Source organism: Mangrovimonas xylaniphaga (assembly GCF_001280435.1).
Taxonomy (GTDB): domain Bacteria; phylum Bacteroidota; class Bacteroidia; order Flavobacteriales; family Flavobacteriaceae; genus Mangrovimonas_A; species Mangrovimonas_A xylaniphaga.
The window spans coordinates 660,530-679,836 of the sequence record NZ_LBIP01000013.1 but is presented as its reverse complement, the minus strand read 5'-3'; the positions used below and the strand labels follow the sequence as shown (position 1 = coordinate 679,836).

Genomic DNA, 19,307 nt, shown 5'->3' with positions numbered 1-19,307 from the left:
AGGTATTTACATTTAAATTAAGGGGTTTCTTAATTAATTTTTAAGTCATAAAACGCTTTAAATCAATAAGTTGTAATATTAGTAGTGTTAAAATGTATTTTGTCGTTTTTTTATGGAATAGGAAGTGTAATTTTTTTTTCTCCTCACAATATTGATATCTTTAAGAGTATCTCCTGTTGATACTATACAGACTTCTTAAGCACAGATTAATAGCACCGAAGAGTAGAAGATTAATAACATATTTTTCTTCAACGAGTTATATTATCTTTTTTAATTACTCTAGGCTATGAAAAATTTTTGTGTTTTTTTGTTGTACTTGTCTGTATGGTCTGCCTTTAGTCAAAACCTACATGATGATGCAAATGCTGCTTCTATATTAAATGAAGCAAATGCTACTACCGGGTGGAATAGTAATGCAGATATTACTTCCTCACTGGATAATCCCTTTTCTGGAAATTTTAGCCTTAGGGTAGCTGCTACAGGACAAAACTCAAGGGATATGAATTATACCTTTAATGCTGTGGTTGGGCAGCAGTACCAAATTACTATTTGGGCAAGAGAGGGAGATTTTAGCTTTTCCCCAGCCTTTGCTAATTGGACCGGGTTTCAAGGATTTGCTACAACTGCTATCACAGGGACTGTGTGGACAGAATATACATGGACTTTAACCGCTACTAACTCTTCTCCTCTCATAAGGGTTTATACAGCACCGTACTCTGGATGGCAAGTCGGGCACGAAGTATTTATCGACAATGTTAGCATTCTTGTGGCAGATTCTCAATCACCATCAAGTCCTTCAAACCTTGTGGCTAGTAACTTAACTTCCACAAGTCTTGACCTTGGATGGACTGCTTCAACTGATAATATTGGAGTTGTGGACTATGAAGTGTTTCAGGATGGACAAAGTATTGGGTTTAGTGGAGGAGACTTGAGCTTTCCAGTGGGAAATCTTGCTGCAGGAACTGAATATAGCTTTACAATCATAGCTTTGGATGCAGCGAATAATGCTTCACCAGCCAGTACTGAACTTTTGGTGACAACTTTGTCAGCTATTGATATAACACCTCCAACAGCTCCCACGAACCTTGTGTCTAACAATTTAACAGCAACTAGTCTTGATCTTGGTTGGACAGCTTCGACAGATAATGTTGGTGTTGTGAATTATGAAGTGTTTCAAGAAGGTCAAAGTATTGGTTTCAGTGATGGTACTCCAAGTTTTTCAGTCGGAAACTTAACTGAGGAAACAGAATACAGTTTTACGGTTGTGGCCATAGATGAAGCGGGAAATACGTCACCAGCCAGTACAGAACTTTTAGTAACTACTTTACCTTTACCAGATACAATAGCACCATCTTCCCCTACAGGCCTTATAGCAAGTAATATATCTACCAATAGTTTTGATTTAACATGGACGGCTTCAACAGATGATGTTGGGGTTGTAGATTATGAGGTATTTCGGAATGGACAAAGTATTGGATTAAGTGGGGGAGGCTTGGCCTTTTTGGTTGGGAATCTTACAGCAAATACGGAATATACTATTACGGTTATAGCTATAGATGCTGCAGGAAATACTTCTCCTGCGAGTACGGAACTTTTGGTGACTACTTTGGAGAGTTCAGATGTTACACCTCCATCAGTACCAACAGGACTTATTTCTAGTAATTTAACGGCCAACAGTTTTGACTTAGGTTGGACGGCTTCTACAGACGATGTTGGAGTTGTTGATTATGAGGTGTTCCGAGACGGTCAGAGCATTGGTTTTAGTGAAGGAGTTCTAGCATTTTCAGTTACAGGACTTACTCCTGAAACAGAATATGCCATTACTGTTTTGGCCTTGGATGCTGCAGGCAATGCTTCCGCATCAAGTACGGAGCTTATGGTTACTACTTTGTCTTTGCAAGATATAATTTCTCCAACAGCTCCTACCGGACTTTTCGCCAGCAATGTTACAACTAGTGGTTTTGATTTAGGTTGGATAACATCCACTGATAACGTGGGGGTTATTAATTATGAAGTATTTCAAGATGGGCAGAGTATTGGTTTTAGTAGTGGAGCATTGAGTTTTTCCATAGGAGGACTTACTGCTGAAACGGAGTATGGTTTTACGGTAGTAGCTTTGGATGCCGCTGGGAATTCTTCCGCAGCTAGTTCGGAACTTTTGGTAACTACGAGTGTCAATAGTATAAATTATACCTCTTTAAATGCTAATCTGGACACCGTAGATTGGATAGGACGGGATTTGTTTGCGGCAAGAAATATTGGAGTTGGAACCACCAATACACAAGGTTACAGGCTTGCTGTTGCCGGCAATATGATTGCAGAAGAAGTTAGGGTGGCCTTACAGGCTTCATGGCCAGATTATGTTTTTGATAGTACATACAAGTTACCATCTTTATTAGAGGTTAAAAATCATATTGAGGAAAAGGGGCATTTAATTAATGTGCCTAGTAAAAGCGAAGTTTTGGAACAGGGAATTGGTTTGGGGGAAATGAACGCTGTTTTATTGGAGAAGATAGAAGAGTTGACTTTGTATATTTTGCATCAGGAAGCTCGGATTCAACAATTGGAGGAAAAGGTGGAAAGTTTTAAAAATTAATTTGTTAATGAGAAAGTTTTTGAAAATATCCGTATTTTTAAGTTGCTTAACGGTCCAAAGTTTATTGGCTCAAAGCATTCGGAAAAATTATCAAGAGATGACAGATTACGAAAGAAACGAATTGGTTAATGCGTTTTACGAACTTCGTAATGGCCCGGATTTGGTGGCAGATTTGGCTCAATTCCATTCTGATTTTTTCAATTTTGATAATTCCTCAGATCCTACTCAGCTGGATATCCATTTTAATCTTCCTGATGAACCAGAACGACAAATTTTCTTTGCTTGGCATAGAAGGCAAATGTTTGAAATGGAACAGGCAATGCAAGCGATTAACCCTATTATTAGTATTCCTTGGTGGGATTCATCGGTAGATCAGTCAACATCTTCGCCCGTTTGGAATCAAGATTTTATGGGGCAATTTAATGCTGCTTGGGTTTTGAATCGTAATTACGTGAACAATGATATAAATTTATTACCCACGCCACAAGAGGTTTCTAATGTACAGGCAATTCAAGATTTTTTGGACTATGCCAATACGATGGAACGGGGTCGTGTACATGCGGGAGCGCATAGGTGGGTTGGTGGAGTCATGCCTACTCCTTTATCACCTAGAGATCCCATATTTTATCTACATCATACTTTTATTGATAAATTATGGGATGATTGGGAAACAGCTAATCCAGGAGGGTCAAATCATATTATAACCTCCATGATTCGCTACGATGGTACTTATGTTTTTAATGGACAAGTATTGCCATTGGTGGATCCTGATGATATTGTGGATAGTAAGGCTTTGGGAGTATTTTATGCGGAAAACCATTTAGCTAATCTATCGGGGTATACAGTGTCCAACACCTATCATGATGTGGAGAATTTCTATTATCAATATGTTATTGATGTTGGTAACAATTTTTTGGTACCCACAGCAACCAATTGCCGTGTTACTTCAGTAAATGAAATAAATTTATTGTCTGGGTTTACGGCTGAATTGGGAAGTTCATTTATAGCTTCTATAGATGCAGGAAATGCAGCTTCTAGATTGGATAGCACTACAATGTTGGCTTCTCGAATCAACAATCCAAATCCGTTTGATTATGATCCTGCAATTTTAAATAAAGATGCCTATAGCCCAACAGAATTATCCTCGGAGTTTAAGGTAACAGTATCCCCAAGCCCATTTAATAGTTATTTAGATCTTAAGATAGACGGAACAAATGACCAGAAAATTGATGAGGTTATCATTTATGACATTTCAGGGCATCTTGTTTTCAAGAAGCATTTTGAAAGTACGAACTCATATTTGATTGATGATTTGAATTATTTGAAAAGTGGCGTGTATATTATGGAGATTCTTCAGAATTCGAAATTGTTGAAGAGAAGAAAAATTGTAAAGGAATAATAATTGGAAATTGAACTATGGATAAATCATTAATTATAAAATTTTAAGCATGTTAGGGGTATTAAGGCAAAAAGTTTTTTGGGGGGTAGACTTTTTTAAAGGTAACAATATCAAAAATAATTATCTAGAGGTTAAAGATGTTCTGGATGATTTAGGGTGCCAAAGTTCGAAAGAAACGCAGCGTGTAAATTTAAAAGCTATTTTGAAGCATGCTTCCAGCACAACACCTTTTTATTATTCTTATAAAGATACTTTAGAACTAACAGATTATCCTGTGATTAACAAAAATATTATAGTGGATAATTATGACAATTTTAAATCCTCATTGTATTTAGATAAAACTAATTTTTCAGCCTATACAAGCGGTTCTACAGGAACTCCTTTTAAAGTGTATCATAACCTTGAAAAAAAGCAAAGAAACACTGCTGACGTAATTTATTTTGCCAAACTTCTGGGGTTTGATGTTGGAGATAAAGTTTTCTACATACGTCATTGGGATCAATACAATAGCAAAACCCCTTTTGAAGCTTGGAAGAATCATATATACATGCACCCCGTTGCCAAATTATCCGAAAGTGATATCAAAAATCTTTTGGATGAAATAGAAAAGGATACCATTCGAAAGGGAATTGTGTCATACGCGTCTGCTTTGGATGAAGTAAGGGATTATATTTTAAAGTCGGGTAGGCGATTGACCAAGGACGCAGGGGTTAAGTTTATTATTACGATAGGAGAAAAGCTAAATGAAGATACCAAAGAAGTCATAGAAGACTACTATGGTGTGAAAGTGATTTCAAGATATTCCAATGTTGAAAATGGAATCATTGCTCAGCAATTATTGGGAGATGGATTAGGATTCCATATCAATTGGGCTAGTTATTATGTGGAGCTGTTGAAATTTGATAGTAATGAGCCAGCCGAAATAGGGGAGTTAGGTAGAATTGTGATTACAGACTACTTCAATCGCTGTATGCCTATGATTAGGTACGACACTGGTGACATCGGTATGATGGGGTATGAGGAAGGTTATGGTTGTGAGTATCCGGTTTTAAAGCAGATAGAAGGTCGAAAAATGGACATGATTTTTGATGCTAGTGGCAATTTTATTTCGTCCTATTTTGTCTATAATATTTTAAAATACCCTCATGTAAAACAATATCAGTTCATTCAGGAAGGGGATAAAAGTTATGTATTTAAATTAAATGTCGAAGAGGCCTTCAATTCTGAAAAAGACATCAAGGAAGAATTCCTAAATCATTTAGGGCCGAGTGCAGAGATTACATTTGAATATGTAAGCGAAATACCATTGCTCTCATCGGGAAAACGAAAATTTGTAATCAATAAAAGTGATAGGACTTCAAAAAATACGGACTTAGGAAGTCGGCTAATTTTTAATTGAATTTAATTTCGATTATAGATTGGGGAGCTATAGCATAAAAAAACCGAAGCCATTAAGCTTCGGTTTTTTTATGATTAATAAAGGTTGATATTACATCATACCTGGCATTCCGCCACCTCCCATTGGAGGCATTGCAGGAGCATCTTCTTTAATGTCGATTAAAGCACACTCTGTGGTCAAGATCATTCCTGATACAGAAGCTGCATTTTCAAGGGCAATACGGGTTACTTTCTTGGGATCGATAATACCTGCCTCAAGCATGTTTACATAAGTTTCAGATTTCGCGTCGTAACCAAAATCTTTTTCTCCTTCTTTTACTTTGGCAACTACTACGCTTCCTTCACCACCTGCGTTTTCAACGATAGTACGTAAAGGAGCTTCAATAGCACGTGCTACAATTTGGATACCTGTAACTTCATCCAAGTTTTCAGTAGTAATACTATCCAATACAGCTTTGGCTCTTACAAGGGCCACACCTCCACCAGCTACGATACCTTCTTCAACAGCTGCTCTTGTGGCGTGTAAAGCATCGTCCACACGGTCTTTTTTCTCCTTCATTTCAACTTCACTTGCAGCACCAACGTAAAGTACCGCTACACCTCCAGCCAATTTGGCCAAACGCTCTTGTAGTTTTTCTTTGTCGTAGTCTGAAGTAGTTGTTTCAATTTGAGCTTTGATTTGGTTTACTCTTGCTTTAATGTCATCAGCACTTCCAGAACCGTTTACAATTGTAGTGTTGTCTTTATCGATTGTTACAGTTTCTGCAGTTCCCAACATGCTCAAGTCTGCGTTTTCAAGAGAGAAACCTCTTTCTTCTGAAATTACTACACCACCTGTAAGGATTGCGATGTCTTCTAGCATCGCTTTACGACGATCACCAAATCCAGGAGCTTTAACAGCAGCAATCTTTAAACCTCCACGAAGTTTGTTTACTACCAAAGTAGCCAAGGCTTGACCTTCCACATCTTCAGCAATAATTAATAGAGGACGGCCAGATTGTGCAACTGGTTCCAAAATTGGAAGAATTTCCTGTAAGTTAGAAATCTTTTTGTCGAACAATAAAATGTATGGATTGTCTAAATCGGCAATCATTTTATCTGCATCTGTTACGAAGTAAGGAGAAAGGTAACCTCTGTCAAACTGCATACCTTCCACAACGTCTACATAAGTATCGGTTCCTTTAGCTTCCTCAACAGTAATCACACCTTCTTTTCCAACTTTAGAAAAAGCTTGAGCGATTAAATCACCAATAGTGTCATCGTTGTTGGCAGAAATGGCAGCAACTTGTTTGATTTTTTCAGAAGAGTTTCCTACTTCTTGAGATTGGTTTTGTAATTCCGCAGTAATAGCTTCAACAGCCTTGTCGATACCACGCTTTAAATCCATTGGATTAGCGCCGGCAGCAACGTTTTTCAAACCTTCTTTTACGATAGCTTGTGCCAAAACGGTTGCAGTAGTAGTACCGTCACCAGCCAAATCGTTAGTTTTGGAAGCAACTTCCTTCACCATTTGAGCCCCCATGTTTTCAAGCTCATTTTCAAGCTCTACTTCTTTGGCTACACTTACACCATCTTTGGTTACTTGAGGCGCACCAAAAGAACGACTGATGATTACGTTACGACCTTTAGGTCCTAAAGTTACTTTTACTGCATTTGCCAATGCATCCACACCACGTTTTAAACCGTCACGTGCTTCTATATCGAATTTTATATCTTTTGCCATAATAAATTCTTTTAAAATTTAAATTGAAATATTTTTAAACGTTAAACTCATTGAGAGCCTTGTTGGTATTTTTGAAAGGGAATTAGACAATTGCAAGAATGTCACTTTCTCTCATGATCAAATAATCTTTACCTTCCAATTTTAGCTCAGTACCGGCATATTTTCCGTACAATACCATCTCTCCAACTTGTACAGTCATAGGTTCGTCTTTGGTTCCGTTACCTACAGCAATAACTTTTCCTTTTTGGGGTTTTTCCTTTGCAGTATCAGGGATAATGATTCCTGAAGCTGTTTTAGTTTCTGCTTCTACAGGCTCAATAAGAACTCTGTCTGCTAATGGTTTAATGTTTAATCCCATTGGTATTATATTTTTATGATTAATTAAACTTGTTTTTCGAAATTGGATGAAGCCAAAAATGTGCCAATTCAAAGTGACTGACAAACTTTCAGTAATAAAAAATGCCAACCGAAAGGGTTGGCATTTTTAATGAATTTATAAATTCAATTAGTTTGTTGAATCGTTGCTTACAGGATTACTTTCTTGAGTAGTTGGCGTTGTTGCAGCAGGAGTTTCTTGAACTGGTTGCTCAACAGTAGAATCGTCCAAAGCTTTCGATTCTGCAGCACCGTTTCCACCGCCAATAGCTACATTAGATAACAAGATAAGTGCCAATAACACGGTAGCCAATCCCCAAGTACTCTTGTCTAGGAAGTCGGTAGTTTTTTTAACACCTCCCAATTGTTGGGTGCCTCCACCTCCGAAAGAAGAAGATAACCCGCCTCCTTTAGGATTTTGTACCATAATCACTACGATCAACAAAAATGCGATAAGCACAATAAGTATTAAAAAAACTGTAAACATGATTCTTATTCTTTAGTATTATTTTCTTGTAATTTTTTAACTGCTTTAATTTGGTCTGCAAAGAAACCACTTTTTTCTGGATATTTCAAACTTAAAATTTTATAAGATTGAATAGCCTTGTCATAATTTTTTTGTTCTAGATAAATTCTGGCCAAAGTTTCTGTCATTAAGCCGTCATTTTGGTTGTCATCCTTGTTGAGGTTGAGTTTCGGGCTTGGTGCAACTTCCTTGGAAGGTACAATTTTAGGGTTGCTGCTCAAGAATTTATCAATTAGGTCCAATTTGTTGTCCATAGGCCTTGCTTTTGGTTTGGGCTCTGGCTCTTCTGGAACATCTGGAATTGCTACATTTTCAGAAACAATATTTGGTTTTCTTTCAATAGGTTTAAAACTGGTTATTTTAAGCCATTCGGAAAAGGAGTGGGTTTCGTTTTTTTCGAAATTCAAAGGTTTCCCAATCTGAAGTTGGTCTTCCGGGCTTTGCTCAATATTTTCAGTGTCTACAGCAATAATTGGCAGTTCCTCGATTTCCTCGGTAGCAATTTCAACTTCTTCGATTTCCTCCTCTTCGGTAATTTTTTCTTCAAACAAAAATGGGTCCAAAACCCTTTCGGAGTCTTTGATATGCTGTTTTAGAGCATCATCAATAAGGACACTTTTATTTATGGAAATATCATTTTCTTCATTCACATCTAATTGCTTGATGTGCTCTGAATTCTGTTTTATTTGAAATGAAATCTCATTTTGGTTGAAAGCTTCTGAAGTGATATAATCAAAAAGGATGCTGCGGTCTGTGGTGTAGGCAGCAGTAGTTTTCAATTCTGGATTGTACCTAAAGCTTTCAGTGTGTTTCAAGCCTTTTAAATGCAATGCACGTGCCGCCTGAAAATAAGGATATTCCTTAATCACAGCCGTGATGTCACTCAATTGCTCCGAAGTAAATTCCTGAGGGTGTTGAAGTAGATATGTAATATCCTGCAATTGCATAGGTTGAATTAAATTACCATTTAGCTAATGTAGCATTAAAAATGTCTTGTGTCAACCTTTCAAAAATTTCTTCAAAGGCGGTGTCTCTTGTGCTTCCTATAAGTTGCGCCGCGGCGGGGTAATCATAAAAGAAGGAAAAGCGTTGTTCAAGATCGCTTTCTGGGTTGTTTCTGTCATAAAAACGCACATTTACACCAATGGTGAGTCTGTTTTGAGCTGCTTTATTGTCGGAAGTGGCTGTAGTTGGAGAAATACGGTATTCTGTAATTTCTCCTTCGTATACCAAATCTCCTCCAGAGTTTACCAAGTCCAAACTGGTTTGATTCAAAATTAAATCTTGAAGGGCGAGCGTAAAGTCTCTATCCAGCCCTGGTTCTACCAAGGGCGCATTGTTTTGGAAATAATTTACCTGAAATGTTTGTGTGCCAGCAGGAATTGAAGCCCCTGTAAATCCATAGGAAACTTTACAGGATACCATTACCAATGAAAGGGCACATAAAATGAAGTAGGTTAAAAATCTCATTATAGGTCGTATTGTTTTATTTTGCGATAAAGGGTACGTTCACTAATACCGAGTTCGGCAGCAGCCAATTTACGTTTTCCTTGGTGACGTTCAAGTGATTTTTTTATTAATTCCAATTCCTTGTCCTGTAATGACAGTGTTTCTTCCTCGTCAATTTCTTCTGCAAAATGGTATTTGTCCATTGGAGGTTCTGGAATATCGATTGGTTCATGGGTTTTCTCAGGAATAGACAATACTTCTAAATCTTCAATGTCACTTATGTCATTTTCATCTGCCGAAGCATTCCCGTAGATTTTGGAAATTAAACCTTCGTGGTCTTTTTGAATGTCTTTGACATTGCCATTTTTCATAAGCTCCATGGTCAATTTCTTCAAATCGTTCAAGTCGCTTTTCATGTCAAAAAGGACTTTGTAGAGAATTTCACGTTCGCTACTAAAATCACTTTCGGATTTGGTAGTACTGATCACCGCAGGAAGATTGCTGCCGCCGCTTGGCAAATAATGTTGTAATGCTTGGGCGTTTAATGTCCTGTTGTGTTCCAATACCGAAGCTTGCTCTGCAACGTTTCTCAATTGACGAATATTACCATTCCATCTGTATTTCTGCAATAAATCAATAGCATCGTCCGTAAGTTTTACGGTTGGCATTTTATATTTAAGCGCAAAATCGCTGGCAAATTTTCTGAACAACAAATGGATATCTTCTTTTCGTTCACGAAGTGGAGGAATGTTAATTTCAACCGTGCTTAAACGATAATAAAGATCCTCTCGGAATTTCTCCTTTTTGATGGCCTCGAACATGTTCACGTTGGTCGCTGCCACAATACGCACGTTGGTTTTTTGGACCTTACTTGATCCTACCTTAATGAACTCACCATTTTCCAAAACACGTAATAAACGGACCTGAGTGGTCAAAGGCAGTTCTCCAACTTCATCAAGAAATATGGTTCCGCCATCGGCTACTTCAAAATATCCACTTCGGGTTTGGGTAGCTCCAGTAAAGGCGCCTTTTTCGTGCCCAAACAATTCACTGTCAATGGTCCCTTCTGGGATGGCACCACAGTTAACAGCAATATATTTTCCATGCTTTCTGTGTGAAAGTTGATGGATAATTTTCGGAATACTCTCTTTTCCAACACCACTCTCTCCCGTAACCAATACCGAAATGTCCGTAGGGGCAACCTGTATGGCTTTTTCAATGGCACGATTAAGTTTTGGGTCGTTACCAATGATTCCGAATCGTTGTTTAATGGCTTGTACTGATTCCATTTATCTGTTAGATTTTAGAGTTAAGAGAAAAGAACCAAGATATTTTAGGTTTTCTTGATTCCTTTTTCTTTGTCCTACTGTCTTTTATAATCTAATTATTTTCTGAATATCCTACAGCTTCTCCTATTAAAGTTGCTGAAGTACATTCAGTAATTTTTACGTTAACAAAATCACCCACTTTGTAATTTTCTTTAGGGAATACCACCACAGTATTTTGACTGTTTCTTCCAGACCAATGAGCGTCAGATCTTTTGGATTCTTTTTCAATCAACACTTCTTCAACTTTACCAAGATGTTGCTCGGTGCGGTACAGGGCATGTTTTTGTTGTAGTACTATGATTTCTTCCAAACGACGTTTTTTGGTTTCTTCAGGAACATCATCTTCCATTTTTCGCTCTGCCAAAGTACCTGGTCTTTCAGAATATGCAAACATAAATCCGAAGTCGTATTTTACATATTCCATCAAGCTCAATGTGTCTTGGTGATCTTCTTCAGTTTCGGCAGGAAAACCAGAAATCATATCTTGAGAAATCGCACAGTCTGGAATGAGTCTTTTGATATTGTCAATCAATTCAAAATACTCCTCACGCGTATGCTGACGGTTCATTTCCTTTAAAATACGGTTACTTCCGCTTTGAACCGGTAAGTGGATGTAATTACAGATGTTATTGTGTTTTGCCATGGCTTCAATCACATCCAAAGTCATGTCTTGAGGATTGGATGTTGAAAAACGGAAGCGCATTTTTGGTAGCGCAGTGGCACACATTTCCAAAAGGTTTGCAAAGTTAACTGCCGTAGCTTTTTGCATGTCTGAGGCCTTTTCGAAATCTTTTTTAAGTCCGCCTCCATACCAAAGGTAACTGTCTACATTTTGTCCCAAAAGGGTCACTTCTTTATAGCCTTTACTCCAAAGATCATTGATTTCTTCCATAATACTCTGTGGGTCACGGCTGCGCTCACGACCACGAGTAAAAGGAACGACGCAGAAGGTACACATATTGTCGCAACCTCTTGTGATAGATACAAATGCTGTAACCCCATTCGAGTTTAAACGCACAGGAGAAATGTCGCCATAGGTTTCCTCTTTAGAAAGAATCACGTTTACAGCATTCCTTCCTTCGTCCACTTCGGCAACAAGGTTAGGCAGGTCTTTGTAGGCATCTGGACCTACAACAAGGTCTACAATTTTTTCTTCCTCTAGGAATTTACTTTTCAAACGTTCAGCCATACATCCCAACACACCAACTTTCATGTTGGGGTTGATTTTTTTTACGGCATTATATTTTTCCAAACGTTTACGAACCGTTTGTTCTGCTTTGTCTCTAATGGAGCAAGTATTCACCAAAACCAAATCGGCATCTTCAAGGTTTTGGGTGGTGTTAAATCCGTTTTCAGAAAGAATCGAGGCTACAATTTCACTGTCGCTAAAATTCATTTGGCAACCATAACTTTCAATAAACAGTTTTCGCTGGTTACCTTCCTTTTGTTCTAAAACAAGGCTTTGGCCCTGCTTGTTCTCTTCTATAATCTTTTCCATATATAATACTGAAGCGTTCCGTGTTCAATAAGTGTGCAAAGATACGATTTATTTGTAATCTATGACAAGATGGCAGTGTTATTGTTGATTTTAATATGTTAATAATATGGCTTATTTTTAACAGGTAACCAATTAATTAAATATGACTTTTTCAGAACTTCAATCCAAAATTAATGCTGCCAAACCATTGGATTTTGGCACTATCTTCAGTAATTGTATCGAGCTTTTTAAAAAAGTTTGGGTACAAGGTCTTATCATGATTTTGATAACTATTGCCATGTTGGCGCCATTCTACATTATAATGTATTTGCCAATGGTGGCTATGGGTATTTGGAATCCGGAAGCTTTACAGGATAATAATGTAAATCCATTTTTGATGATTCCTTTTGTGGTGTTTATGTTGCTGTTTGCTTTTTTTGCCATGGTCATCGCTTTTGGGCTTAAGGCATCCTTTTACCGAATTTGCAAGGCGAAGGATCTTGGTTTGGTGGAAAAGGATGATTACTTCTATTATTTGAAGAAACCTTATTTGGTAAAGGTGGTTAAGTTGGCGTTGATCAGTTACGGGATTTCTCTTTTGGCTGCAATGTTGTGCGTATTACCTATATTATACGTTATAGTGCCGATAAGTTTAATGAATGTGATTTTTGCCTTTAATCCAGAAATGGCTGTTGGGGACATTGTGAAGTCAAGTTTTGATTTGGGAAATAGGAAGTGGCTTATCACTTTTGGCTTGATTGTAATTTCGGGATTGTTTGCTGAAGTTATTGGGCTTGTTCTTTGTGGGGTTGGACTTTTGATAACAGCATCTTTTGCTTACTTGCCGGTATACTATATATATAAGGACAGTGTTGGTTTTGAACCTTACGAATTGCCTTTGGAATAGCTCATTTCTATTCATTTTAATTATAGTTGTAAAAGTCTGAATTTTTTCAGGCTTTTTTTGTTAATCGATAAAAATTGCACAATATCTGAGGGTTAAAAAATATTAAATTAGGAGGATATATTTTTTTTGGTATACATTTGTAGCCTTAAAATAAGAAAAATGGCAAAGAATTTAGTAATAGTTGAGTCCCCAGCGAAGGCAAAAACCATCGAAAAATTCCTTGGAAAGGATTTTAAGGTGGAGTCTAGTTTTGGACATATTGCAGATTTGCCTTCAAAAGAATTGGGGGTAGATGTTGATGGAGATTTTAAGCCAAAATATCTAGTTTCCAAGGATAAGAGAGAAGTTGTTAAAAAACTAAAGAATTTAGCAGGTAAGGCAGAAACCATATGGTTAGCAAGTGATGAGGACCGTGAAGGAGAAGCGATTGCATGGCACCTTGCTGAGACTTTAAAATTGGATAAAGCCAAGACCAAGCGTATCGTGTTTCACGAGATTACAAAGACGGCTATCCAAAAAGCAATTGAAAACCCGAGAGGGATAGATTATGATTTGGTAGATGCGCAACAGGCACGTCGTGTGTTGGATAGAATTGTTGGATATGAATTATCTCCAGTGTTGTGGAGAAAGGTGAAAGGAGGGCTTTCTGCAGGACGGGTGCAATCTGTGTCCGTTCGGTTGATTGTGGAGCGCGAACGCGAAATCCAAAACTTTACTGCGGAAGCGTCTTTTAGAATAGATGCCGAGTTTTCAAATGAGGATGGGCAAGTGTTCAAGGCGAAACTTCCGAAGAACTTCAGTACAAAAGAAGAGGCCTATGCCTTTTTGGAAGCCAATGCCAAAGCAGAGTTCAAAGTAGCCGATCTAGAGAAAAAGCCGGCGAAGAAATCACCTGCAGCACCATTTACCACGTCTACTCTACAACAGGAAGCTGCTCGTAAATTGTATTTTTCGGTAAGTAAAACTATGACCTTGGCACAGCGCCTGTATGAATCTGGATTGATTACTTATATGAGAACGGATAGTGTGAATCTATCTGATGAGGCAAGAGCAGGAGCCCAAGCCGAAATTAATTCAGCTTACGGATCAGATTACAGTCAGCCACGAAACTATAAAGGAAAGGCCAAGGGAGCGCAGGAAGCTCACGAGGCCATTCGTCCTACTGATTTTTCACGTCATTCCATTAGTGTAGATAGAGATCAAGATCGTTTGTATGATTTAATTTGGAAACGTGCCATTGCTTCCCAGATGAGTGAAGCTAAATTGGAACGTACCAATGTAAAGATTAGTTCGTCTACCGATAGTAATGTGTTTACTGCAAATGGAGAGGTGATTACTTTTGATGGATTCCTGAAAGTGTATTTGGAAGGAACCGATGATGAAGATATTGAACAAGAAGGAATGTTGCCAGCACTTAAGGTGAATGAAACGCTCCTTAATAATTATATAACCGCAACCGAACGTTATACAAGACCGCCAGCCCGTTATACCGAAGCTTCTTTGGTGAAGCAATTGGAAGAATTGGGAATTGGTAGACCGTCTACCTATGCGCCAACCATTTCTACCATTCAAAATAGAAATTATGTTGAAAAGGGGAATGTTGACGGAGTTGAACGTCCTTACAGTCAATTGAAACTTCAAAACGGTGCGGTAAAAGAAAAAGAGCTTACTGAAAAAGTAGGTTCTGATAAAGGGAAATTAGTTCCTACCGATATTGGGATGATTGTAACCGATTTCTTGGTGAATCATTTTGAGACGATTTTGGATTATAACTTTACGGCAAAAGTTGAAGAGGACTTTGATGAGATTGCCGAAGGTAAAGTTGACTGGTCCAAAATGATGAAGGACTTCTATAAAGATTTTCATCCTCAGGTAAAAGATGTAGAGGAAAATGCCGAAAGAGAATCTGGAGAGCGTATTTTGGGAGTTGATCCTAAAACGGGAAAACAAGTAAGTGTGCGCTTGGGTAAATTTGGGCCTATGGTACAAATTGGGACGGTTGATGATGAAGAAAAGCCACAATTTGCTAGTTTAGCGCCAGATCAGCAGTTGAGTTCTATAACTTTTGAAGAGGCTATGGACTTGTTCCAATTGCCGAAAACTTTAGGGGAATTTGAGGGAGAAGTTATAGAAGTTAACAACGGACGTTTCGGTCCCTATGTGAAATTTGGAAATTCTTTCGTATCCTTGCCGCAGGGAATGGATCCTTTGAGTGTAGAGTTGGAAGATGCAATTGTATTAATCAAGGAAAAACAAAAGGCAGACGCTCCTATATATATGTATCAAGATTTACCTGTGCAAAAAGGTAAAGGTAGATTTGGACCATATATAAAATGGAACAATATGTTTATTAATGTCAATAAAAAGTATGATTGGGACAATCTTTCTCAATCAGACATTATAGAACTTATTGAAGATAAAATTCAAAAGGAGAAAGATAAGCTTATCCATGACTGGAAAGAAGAAGGTATTAGAGTGGAGAAGGCCAGATGGGGTAGGCATAATGTTATAAAGGGCAAAGTGAAAATTGAATTGCCCAAAACGGAAGACGTTTCTAAAATGACTTTGGATGAAGCCAAGGCTATCATTGAGAAGAACGCTCCAAAGAAAAAAACGACTAGAAAAAAAACGGCAACCAAAAAGAAGTAATAGGAGTACCATAAATGAGCTTTAGTTTTTTGACCCCCATATCCGATGCTGTGCTAGCCCATAGCGAATTATTATCGCAACAAGCACTAGGAAAAAAAATTAGGGTTCACTCAAAACAACACGGATTTCCAGATTTAGAAGGAGTGCAGATGGCTATCATAGGTGTGCATGAAAACCGAAATGATGTCAATTACATGGGGGAAATTGTTGCTTTTGATTCTATTAGAACTTCTTTGTATAGTCTGTTCCCTGGAAATTGGTACACTACCATGGCCGATTTAGGGGATATTCTCCCAGGAGAAAGTGTTGAAGATACTTATTTCGCTCTTCGAACTACTATAGGTAGTTTGTTAGAAAAACAAATCATACCTATTATATTAGGAGGGAGTCAAGACTTAACGTATGCCAATTACAGGGCATATGACACCATAGCGCCTATGATCAACATTGTAAATGTGGATAGTAATTTTGATTTAGGCGATGCATCACTTCCTATTAAGAACAATAGCTTTCTTGGAAAGATCATTTTAGAAGAGCCCTTCAATCTATTCAACTATTCTGCTGTAGGCTATCAAACCTATTTTAATTCGCAAGAGGAAATTGACTTGATGGAAAAGCTCTATTTTGAAGCTTACAGATTAGGAGAAGTTTCCAATAGTATTAGTTTGGTAGAACCGGTTATGAGAGATGCGCATATAGTAAGTGTAGATTTAAAATCGGTGAAAGCCTCAGAACTTAGCTCAAGTCAACGCTATTCTCCAAACGGTTTGGATGGGAAAGAAATTTGTGCTGTAGCTAGATATGCGGGCATCAGTAATAAGGTGTCGTCTTTTGGGATATATGAGTTTAAGCCATCTAGGGAAGATGGGGTAACGGCGATGTTGGTTGCGCAAATGATATGGTATTTCATCGAAGGTGTAAACTGCAGGGTAAAGGATGATGATTTTAAAAATGATGCTAATTATCAGAAATACAATGTGTTAATTGAAGGTGATGAGCTGATATTTTTTAAAAGTATTAAAACTGGAAGATGGTGGATTGAAATCCCTTTTTTACCAAATGTTAATAATAAATTGAAAAAGCATACGTTATTACCTTGCATGTACGAAGATTATGTGGAGGCTACTCAAGGCAAAATTCCTGAAAGATGGTATAAAGCCTACAAAAAGAATAGTTTTTAGTATCTTTACTTTTTTTGATTTCTTTAACAGTATATCATCGATGAAATGCAAAGTTTACAGGATGAAATGCAAAAAAAATCAAAAAAAAATTGTTTTTTTGAAAATATATAGATATGTTTACAGCCTTTAAAAAAATACGCTCAGTGTTTTTTTGAAAAAAAAGATAATTACAACTAAATAATTTAACCTCGAGTTTCTATGAATATGAAGAAGTTTGCTTTATTAACCGCTGTATTAGCTCTATTACACAGTTGTAGCTCTGGTGACAGAGGAGAACTGGTAGGAGTTAAAGGAAAGAAATGGCATCCTGAAAAACCTTATGGTATGACCCTTGTTCCGGGAGGAGCATTTATTATGGGTAAATCGGATGATGATCTTGCTGGTGTTCAAGATGCACCAACTAAAACGGTAACCGTAAGGGCGTTTTATATGGACGAAACTGAAATCACTAATAGTGAGTATCGTCAGTTCGTGAATTGGGTACGTGATTCAATTGTGAGAACTAAGTTGGCTATCTTGGCCGATGAAATCGGAAAGACACCAGACGATGGAGGTGTTGGAGAGTTTGCGTTCAAGGATGCAGATACAGCCAACATGAGTGTGTACGAAAAGTACATGTTGGATAACTATAGTGGTTTAGGTCCAACAGGATATGAAGGTAGAAAACTAAACAAAGATGTCGATCTTATTTTTGATACCAATGACTATCCGGATGAATATTATGCAGAAGTAATGGATACCATGTATTTGCCTATAGAGGAGTCCTATAATGGACAGCGTACCTGGGATGTAAGTAAATTTAAGTTCCAATACACCTATATGGATATCGAAAAGGCTGCAAAAAACAGAAACCTTAGAAGAAAAGATGTGTTGATTACTGATGAAGTAGCTGTATATCCGGATACCACCGCTTGGATTCGCGATTTTGCTTACTCCTACAACGAGCCAATGCACAATGACTATTTTTGGCATGACGCTTATGGAGCGTATCCAGTAGTAGGTGTTTCTTGGAAACAAGCTAATGCATTCTGTCAATGGCGTACAATTTATAAGAATGGTTACCAAAAATCTAGAGGGAGAGCTCACGTTAATTCTTTCAGGTTGCCTTCAGAGGCTGAATGGGAGTACGCTGCTAGAGGTGGTCTTCAAGGAGCTACTTTCCCATGGGGAGGTCCTTATACCAAAAATGATAGAGGTTGCTTTATGGCAAACTTCAAACCACTGCGTGGAGATTATGCAGCAGATCAAGCTTTGTATACTGTAGAAGCTGATGCATATGAGCCTAACGATTATAACTTATATAATATGGCAGGTAACGTGTCTGAATGGGTTCAAGGTTCATATGATCCAGCATCATACGAGTATTTGTCAACTATTAATCCTAATGTAAACGATGCGGCTAACGAACGTAAAGTTGTTCGGGGTGGTTCTTGGAAAGATGTTGCGTATTTCTTGCAAGTAAGTTCAAGAGACTATGAGTATGCAGATTCAGCTAGAAGTTACATCGGTTTCAGAACTGTTCAGGATTATATGGGAACTGAAGTGACTAAAAATTCACATTAAAAATAAAACTATCTATTAACCTACTTAAGTAATAATACAATTAACTTAAACTAAAAAACAAAAAAATTATGGCACAGTCAAAAGCAGGTAAGCGTTTTATGAACATGGCTTACGGATTAGGAGCATCAATCGTAATCATTGGAGCACTTTTTAAGATTACTCACTTCGAATTAGGACCACTTACAGGTAACGTAATGTTAACTATTGGTCTTGTATCTGAAGCAATTATTTTCGCGATTTCCGCATTCGAACCAGTAGACGATGAATTGGATTGGTCTTTGGTTTACCCAGAATTAGCTGGAGGTAAGTCAGCTCCAAAAGCTAAGAAAGAAGAGCCTAAAGACGCTGAAGGTCTTTTATCTAAAAAATTAGACAACTTGTTGAAAGAAGCTAAAATTGATGGTGAATTGATGGCAAGTTTAGGAAACAGCATCAAAAACTTCGAAGGTGCTGCAAAAGGAATTAGCCCTACAGTAGATTCTATCGCTGCTACTAAAAAGTATGGTGAGGAATTATCTCAAGCAGCTGCTCAAATGGAGTCTTTAAACAGTCTTTATAAAGTACAGTTAGAAAGTGCATCACGTCAGGCTTCAATTAATGAAGAAGCAGTAGAAAACGCAGCTAAACTTAAAGAACAAATGCAATCTTTGGCATCTAACTTGTCTACACTTAACGGTGTTTACGGTGGAATGCTATCTGCTATGAACAAAAACTAATTGGGTTTTTTAGTCTGAAA

At 37.7% G+C, this 19,307-nt stretch carries 15 protein-coding genes; 8 read left to right on the top strand and 7 right to left on the bottom strand.

Going from position 1 to position 19,307, the window contains the following annotated elements; translation table 11 throughout:
• The first annotated feature begins 286 nt into the window (after window positions 1-286).
• The 3 genes from ZA06_RS03085 (at window position 287) to ZA06_RS03075 (ending at window position 5,394) form a co-directional block, all read left to right on the top strand.
• A complete protein-coding gene (locus ZA06_RS03085) occupies window positions 287-2,596 on the top strand; it encodes a fibronectin type III domain-containing protein (RefSeq protein ID WP_053975935.1) in 2,310 nt (769 codons plus the stop codon).
• Window positions 2,597-2,693: 97 nt separating this feature from the next.
• Complete coding sequence (locus ZA06_RS03080; RefSeq protein WP_168155204.1) at window positions 2,694-3,995, top strand: tyrosinase family protein; 1,302 nt, start codon at window positions 2,694-2,696, stop codon at window positions 3,993-3,995.
• 49 nt (window positions 3,996-4,044) lie between these two features.
• Window positions 4,045-5,394 carry a phenylacetate--CoA ligase family protein gene (locus ZA06_RS03075; protein WP_053975933.1) on the top strand — a complete coding sequence of 450 codons (1,350 nt, stop codon included), beginning with the start codon at window positions 4,045-4,047 and terminating at the stop codon, window positions 5,392-5,394.
• Between the two features lie 90 nt (window positions 5,395-5,484).
• Here the strand turns inward: ZA06_RS03075 and groL are convergent, their stop codons facing one another.
• The 7 genes from groL to miaB all read right to left on the bottom strand — a co-directional run bounded on the left by groL (window position 5,485) and on the right by miaB (window position 12,292).
• Window positions 5,485-7,116 carry a chaperonin GroEL gene (gene groL / locus ZA06_RS03070; protein WP_053975932.1) on the bottom strand — a complete coding sequence of 544 codons (1,632 nt, stop codon included), beginning with the start codon at window positions 7,114-7,116 and terminating at the stop codon, window positions 5,485-5,487.
• An 82-nt stretch (window positions 7,117-7,198) separates the two neighbouring features.
• Entirely contained in the window at window positions 7,199-7,474 is a 276-nt protein-coding gene (locus ZA06_RS03065) for a co-chaperone GroES (protein WP_053977040.1), read from the bottom strand.
• Between the two features lie 147 nt (window positions 7,475-7,621).
• Window positions 7,622-7,978 carry a preprotein translocase subunit SecG gene (secG, locus tag ZA06_RS03060; protein ID WP_053975931.1) on the bottom strand — a complete coding sequence of 119 codons (357 nt, stop codon included), beginning with the start codon at window positions 7,976-7,978 and terminating at the stop codon, window positions 7,622-7,624.
• A gap of 5 nt (window positions 7,979-7,983) precedes the next feature.
• A complete protein-coding gene (locus ZA06_RS03055) occupies window positions 7,984-8,964 on the bottom strand; it encodes a hypothetical protein (RefSeq protein ID WP_053975930.1) in 981 nt (326 codons plus the stop codon).
• Between the two features lie 13 nt (window positions 8,965-8,977).
• Window positions 8,978-9,487: an LptE family protein gene (locus ZA06_RS03050; RefSeq protein WP_053975929.1), complete on the bottom strand. Its 510-nt coding sequence runs from the start codon at window positions 9,485-9,487 to the stop codon at window positions 8,978-8,980.
• Window positions 9,487-10,755: a sigma-54 interaction domain-containing protein gene (locus ZA06_RS03045; protein WP_053975928.1), complete on the bottom strand. Its 1,269-nt coding sequence runs from the start codon at window positions 10,753-10,755 to the stop codon at window positions 9,487-9,489. Before ZA06_RS03045 ends, ZA06_RS03050 begins: the two co-directional genes overlap by 1 nt.
• A 91-nt stretch (window positions 10,756-10,846) precedes the next feature.
• Window positions 10,847-12,292 (bottom strand): tRNA (N6-isopentenyl adenosine(37)-C2)-methylthiotransferase MiaB, encoded by a 1,446-nt coding sequence (gene miaB / locus ZA06_RS03040; protein ID WP_053975927.1) that lies wholly within the window; start codon window positions 12,290-12,292, stop codon window positions 10,847-10,849.
• 142 nt (window positions 12,293-12,434) lie between these two features.
• Here miaB and ZA06_RS03035 point away from each other — a divergent pair, with 142 nt between their 5' ends.
• The 5 genes from ZA06_RS03035 (at window position 12,435) to porL (ending at window position 19,287) form a co-directional block, all read left to right on the top strand.
• Window positions 12,435-13,178 carry a hypothetical protein gene (locus tag ZA06_RS03035; protein ID WP_053975926.1) on the top strand — a complete coding sequence of 248 codons (744 nt, stop codon included), beginning with the start codon at window positions 12,435-12,437 and terminating at the stop codon, window positions 13,176-13,178.
• A gap of 159 nt (window positions 13,179-13,337) precedes the next feature.
• A complete protein-coding gene (gene topA, locus ZA06_RS03030; protein ID WP_053975925.1) occupies window positions 13,338-15,827 on the top strand; it encodes a type I DNA topoisomerase in 2,490 nt (829 codons plus the stop codon).
• A 14-nt stretch (window positions 15,828-15,841) separates the two neighbouring features.
• The gene (locus ZA06_RS03025) at window positions 15,842-17,008 is read left to right on the top strand and encodes a formimidoylglutamase (RefSeq protein ID WP_053975924.1); all 1,167 of its coding nucleotides are present in this window, start codon (window positions 15,842-15,844) and stop codon (window positions 17,006-17,008) included.
• Window positions 17,009-17,212: 204 nt separating this feature from the next.
• Window positions 17,213-18,571 carry a T9SS ring complex lipoprotein PorK/GldK gene (gene porK, locus ZA06_RS03020; RefSeq protein ID WP_053975923.1) on the top strand — a complete coding sequence of 453 codons (1,359 nt, stop codon included), beginning with the start codon at window positions 17,213-17,215 and terminating at the stop codon, window positions 18,569-18,571.
• 68 nt (window positions 18,572-18,639) lie between these two features.
• A complete protein-coding gene (gene porL / locus ZA06_RS03015) occupies window positions 18,640-19,287 on the top strand; it encodes a type IX secretion system motor protein PorL/GldL (RefSeq protein ID WP_053975922.1) in 648 nt (215 codons plus the stop codon).
• Window positions 19,288-19,307: the final 20 nt, after the last annotated feature.

What these genes read in the sequence shown, in the direction of transcription:
- miaB (WP_053975927.1), bottom strand. Translation starts at nt 12,292, where the DNA reads ATGGAAAAGATTATAGAAGAGAACAAGCAGGGCCAAAGCCTTGTTTTA.
- ZA06_RS03045 (WP_053975928.1), bottom strand. Translation starts at nt 10,755, where the DNA reads ATGGAATCAGTACAAGCCATTAAACAACGATTCGGAATCATTGGTAAC.
- ZA06_RS03075 (WP_053975933.1), top strand. Translation starts at nt 4,045, where the DNA reads ATGTTAGGGGTATTAAGGCAAAAAGTTTTTTGGGGGGTAGACTTTTTT.
- porL (WP_053975922.1), top strand. Translation starts at nt 18,640, where the DNA reads ATGGCACAGTCAAAAGCAGGTAAGCGTTTTATGAACATGGCTTACGGA.
- ZA06_RS03080 (WP_168155204.1), top strand. Translation starts at nt 2,694, where the DNA reads ATGACAGATTACGAAAGAAACGAATTGGTTAATGCGTTTTACGAACTT.
- topA (WP_053975925.1), top strand. Translation starts at nt 13,338, where the DNA reads ATGGCAAAGAATTTAGTAATAGTTGAGTCCCCAGCGAAGGCAAAAACC.
- secG (WP_053975931.1), bottom strand. Translation starts at nt 7,978, where the DNA reads ATGTTTACAGTTTTTTTAATACTTATTGTGCTTATCGCATTTTTGTTG.
- ZA06_RS03025 (WP_053975924.1), top strand. Translation starts at nt 15,842, where the DNA reads ATGAGCTTTAGTTTTTTGACCCCCATATCCGATGCTGTGCTAGCCCAT.
- ZA06_RS03065 (WP_053977040.1), bottom strand. Translation starts at nt 7,474, where the DNA reads ATGGGATTAAACATTAAACCATTAGCAGACAGAGTTCTTATTGAGCCT.
- ZA06_RS03055 (WP_053975930.1), bottom strand. Translation starts at nt 8,964, where the DNA reads ATGCAATTGCAGGATATTACATATCTACTTCAACACCCTCAGGAATTT.
- porK (WP_053975923.1), top strand. Translation starts at nt 17,213, where the DNA reads ATGAAGAAGTTTGCTTTATTAACCGCTGTATTAGCTCTATTACACAGT.
- ZA06_RS03050 (WP_053975929.1), bottom strand. Translation starts at nt 9,487, where the DNA reads ATGAGATTTTTAACCTACTTCATTTTATGTGCCCTTTCATTGGTAATG.
- ZA06_RS03085 (WP_053975935.1), top strand. Translation starts at nt 287, where the DNA reads ATGAAAAATTTTTGTGTTTTTTTGTTGTACTTGTCTGTATGGTCTGCC.
- ZA06_RS03035 (WP_053975926.1), top strand. Translation starts at nt 12,435, where the DNA reads ATGACTTTTTCAGAACTTCAATCCAAAATTAATGCTGCCAAACCATTG.
- groL (WP_053975932.1), bottom strand. Translation starts at nt 7,116, where the DNA reads ATGGCAAAAGATATAAAATTCGATATAGAAGCACGTGACGGTTTAAAA.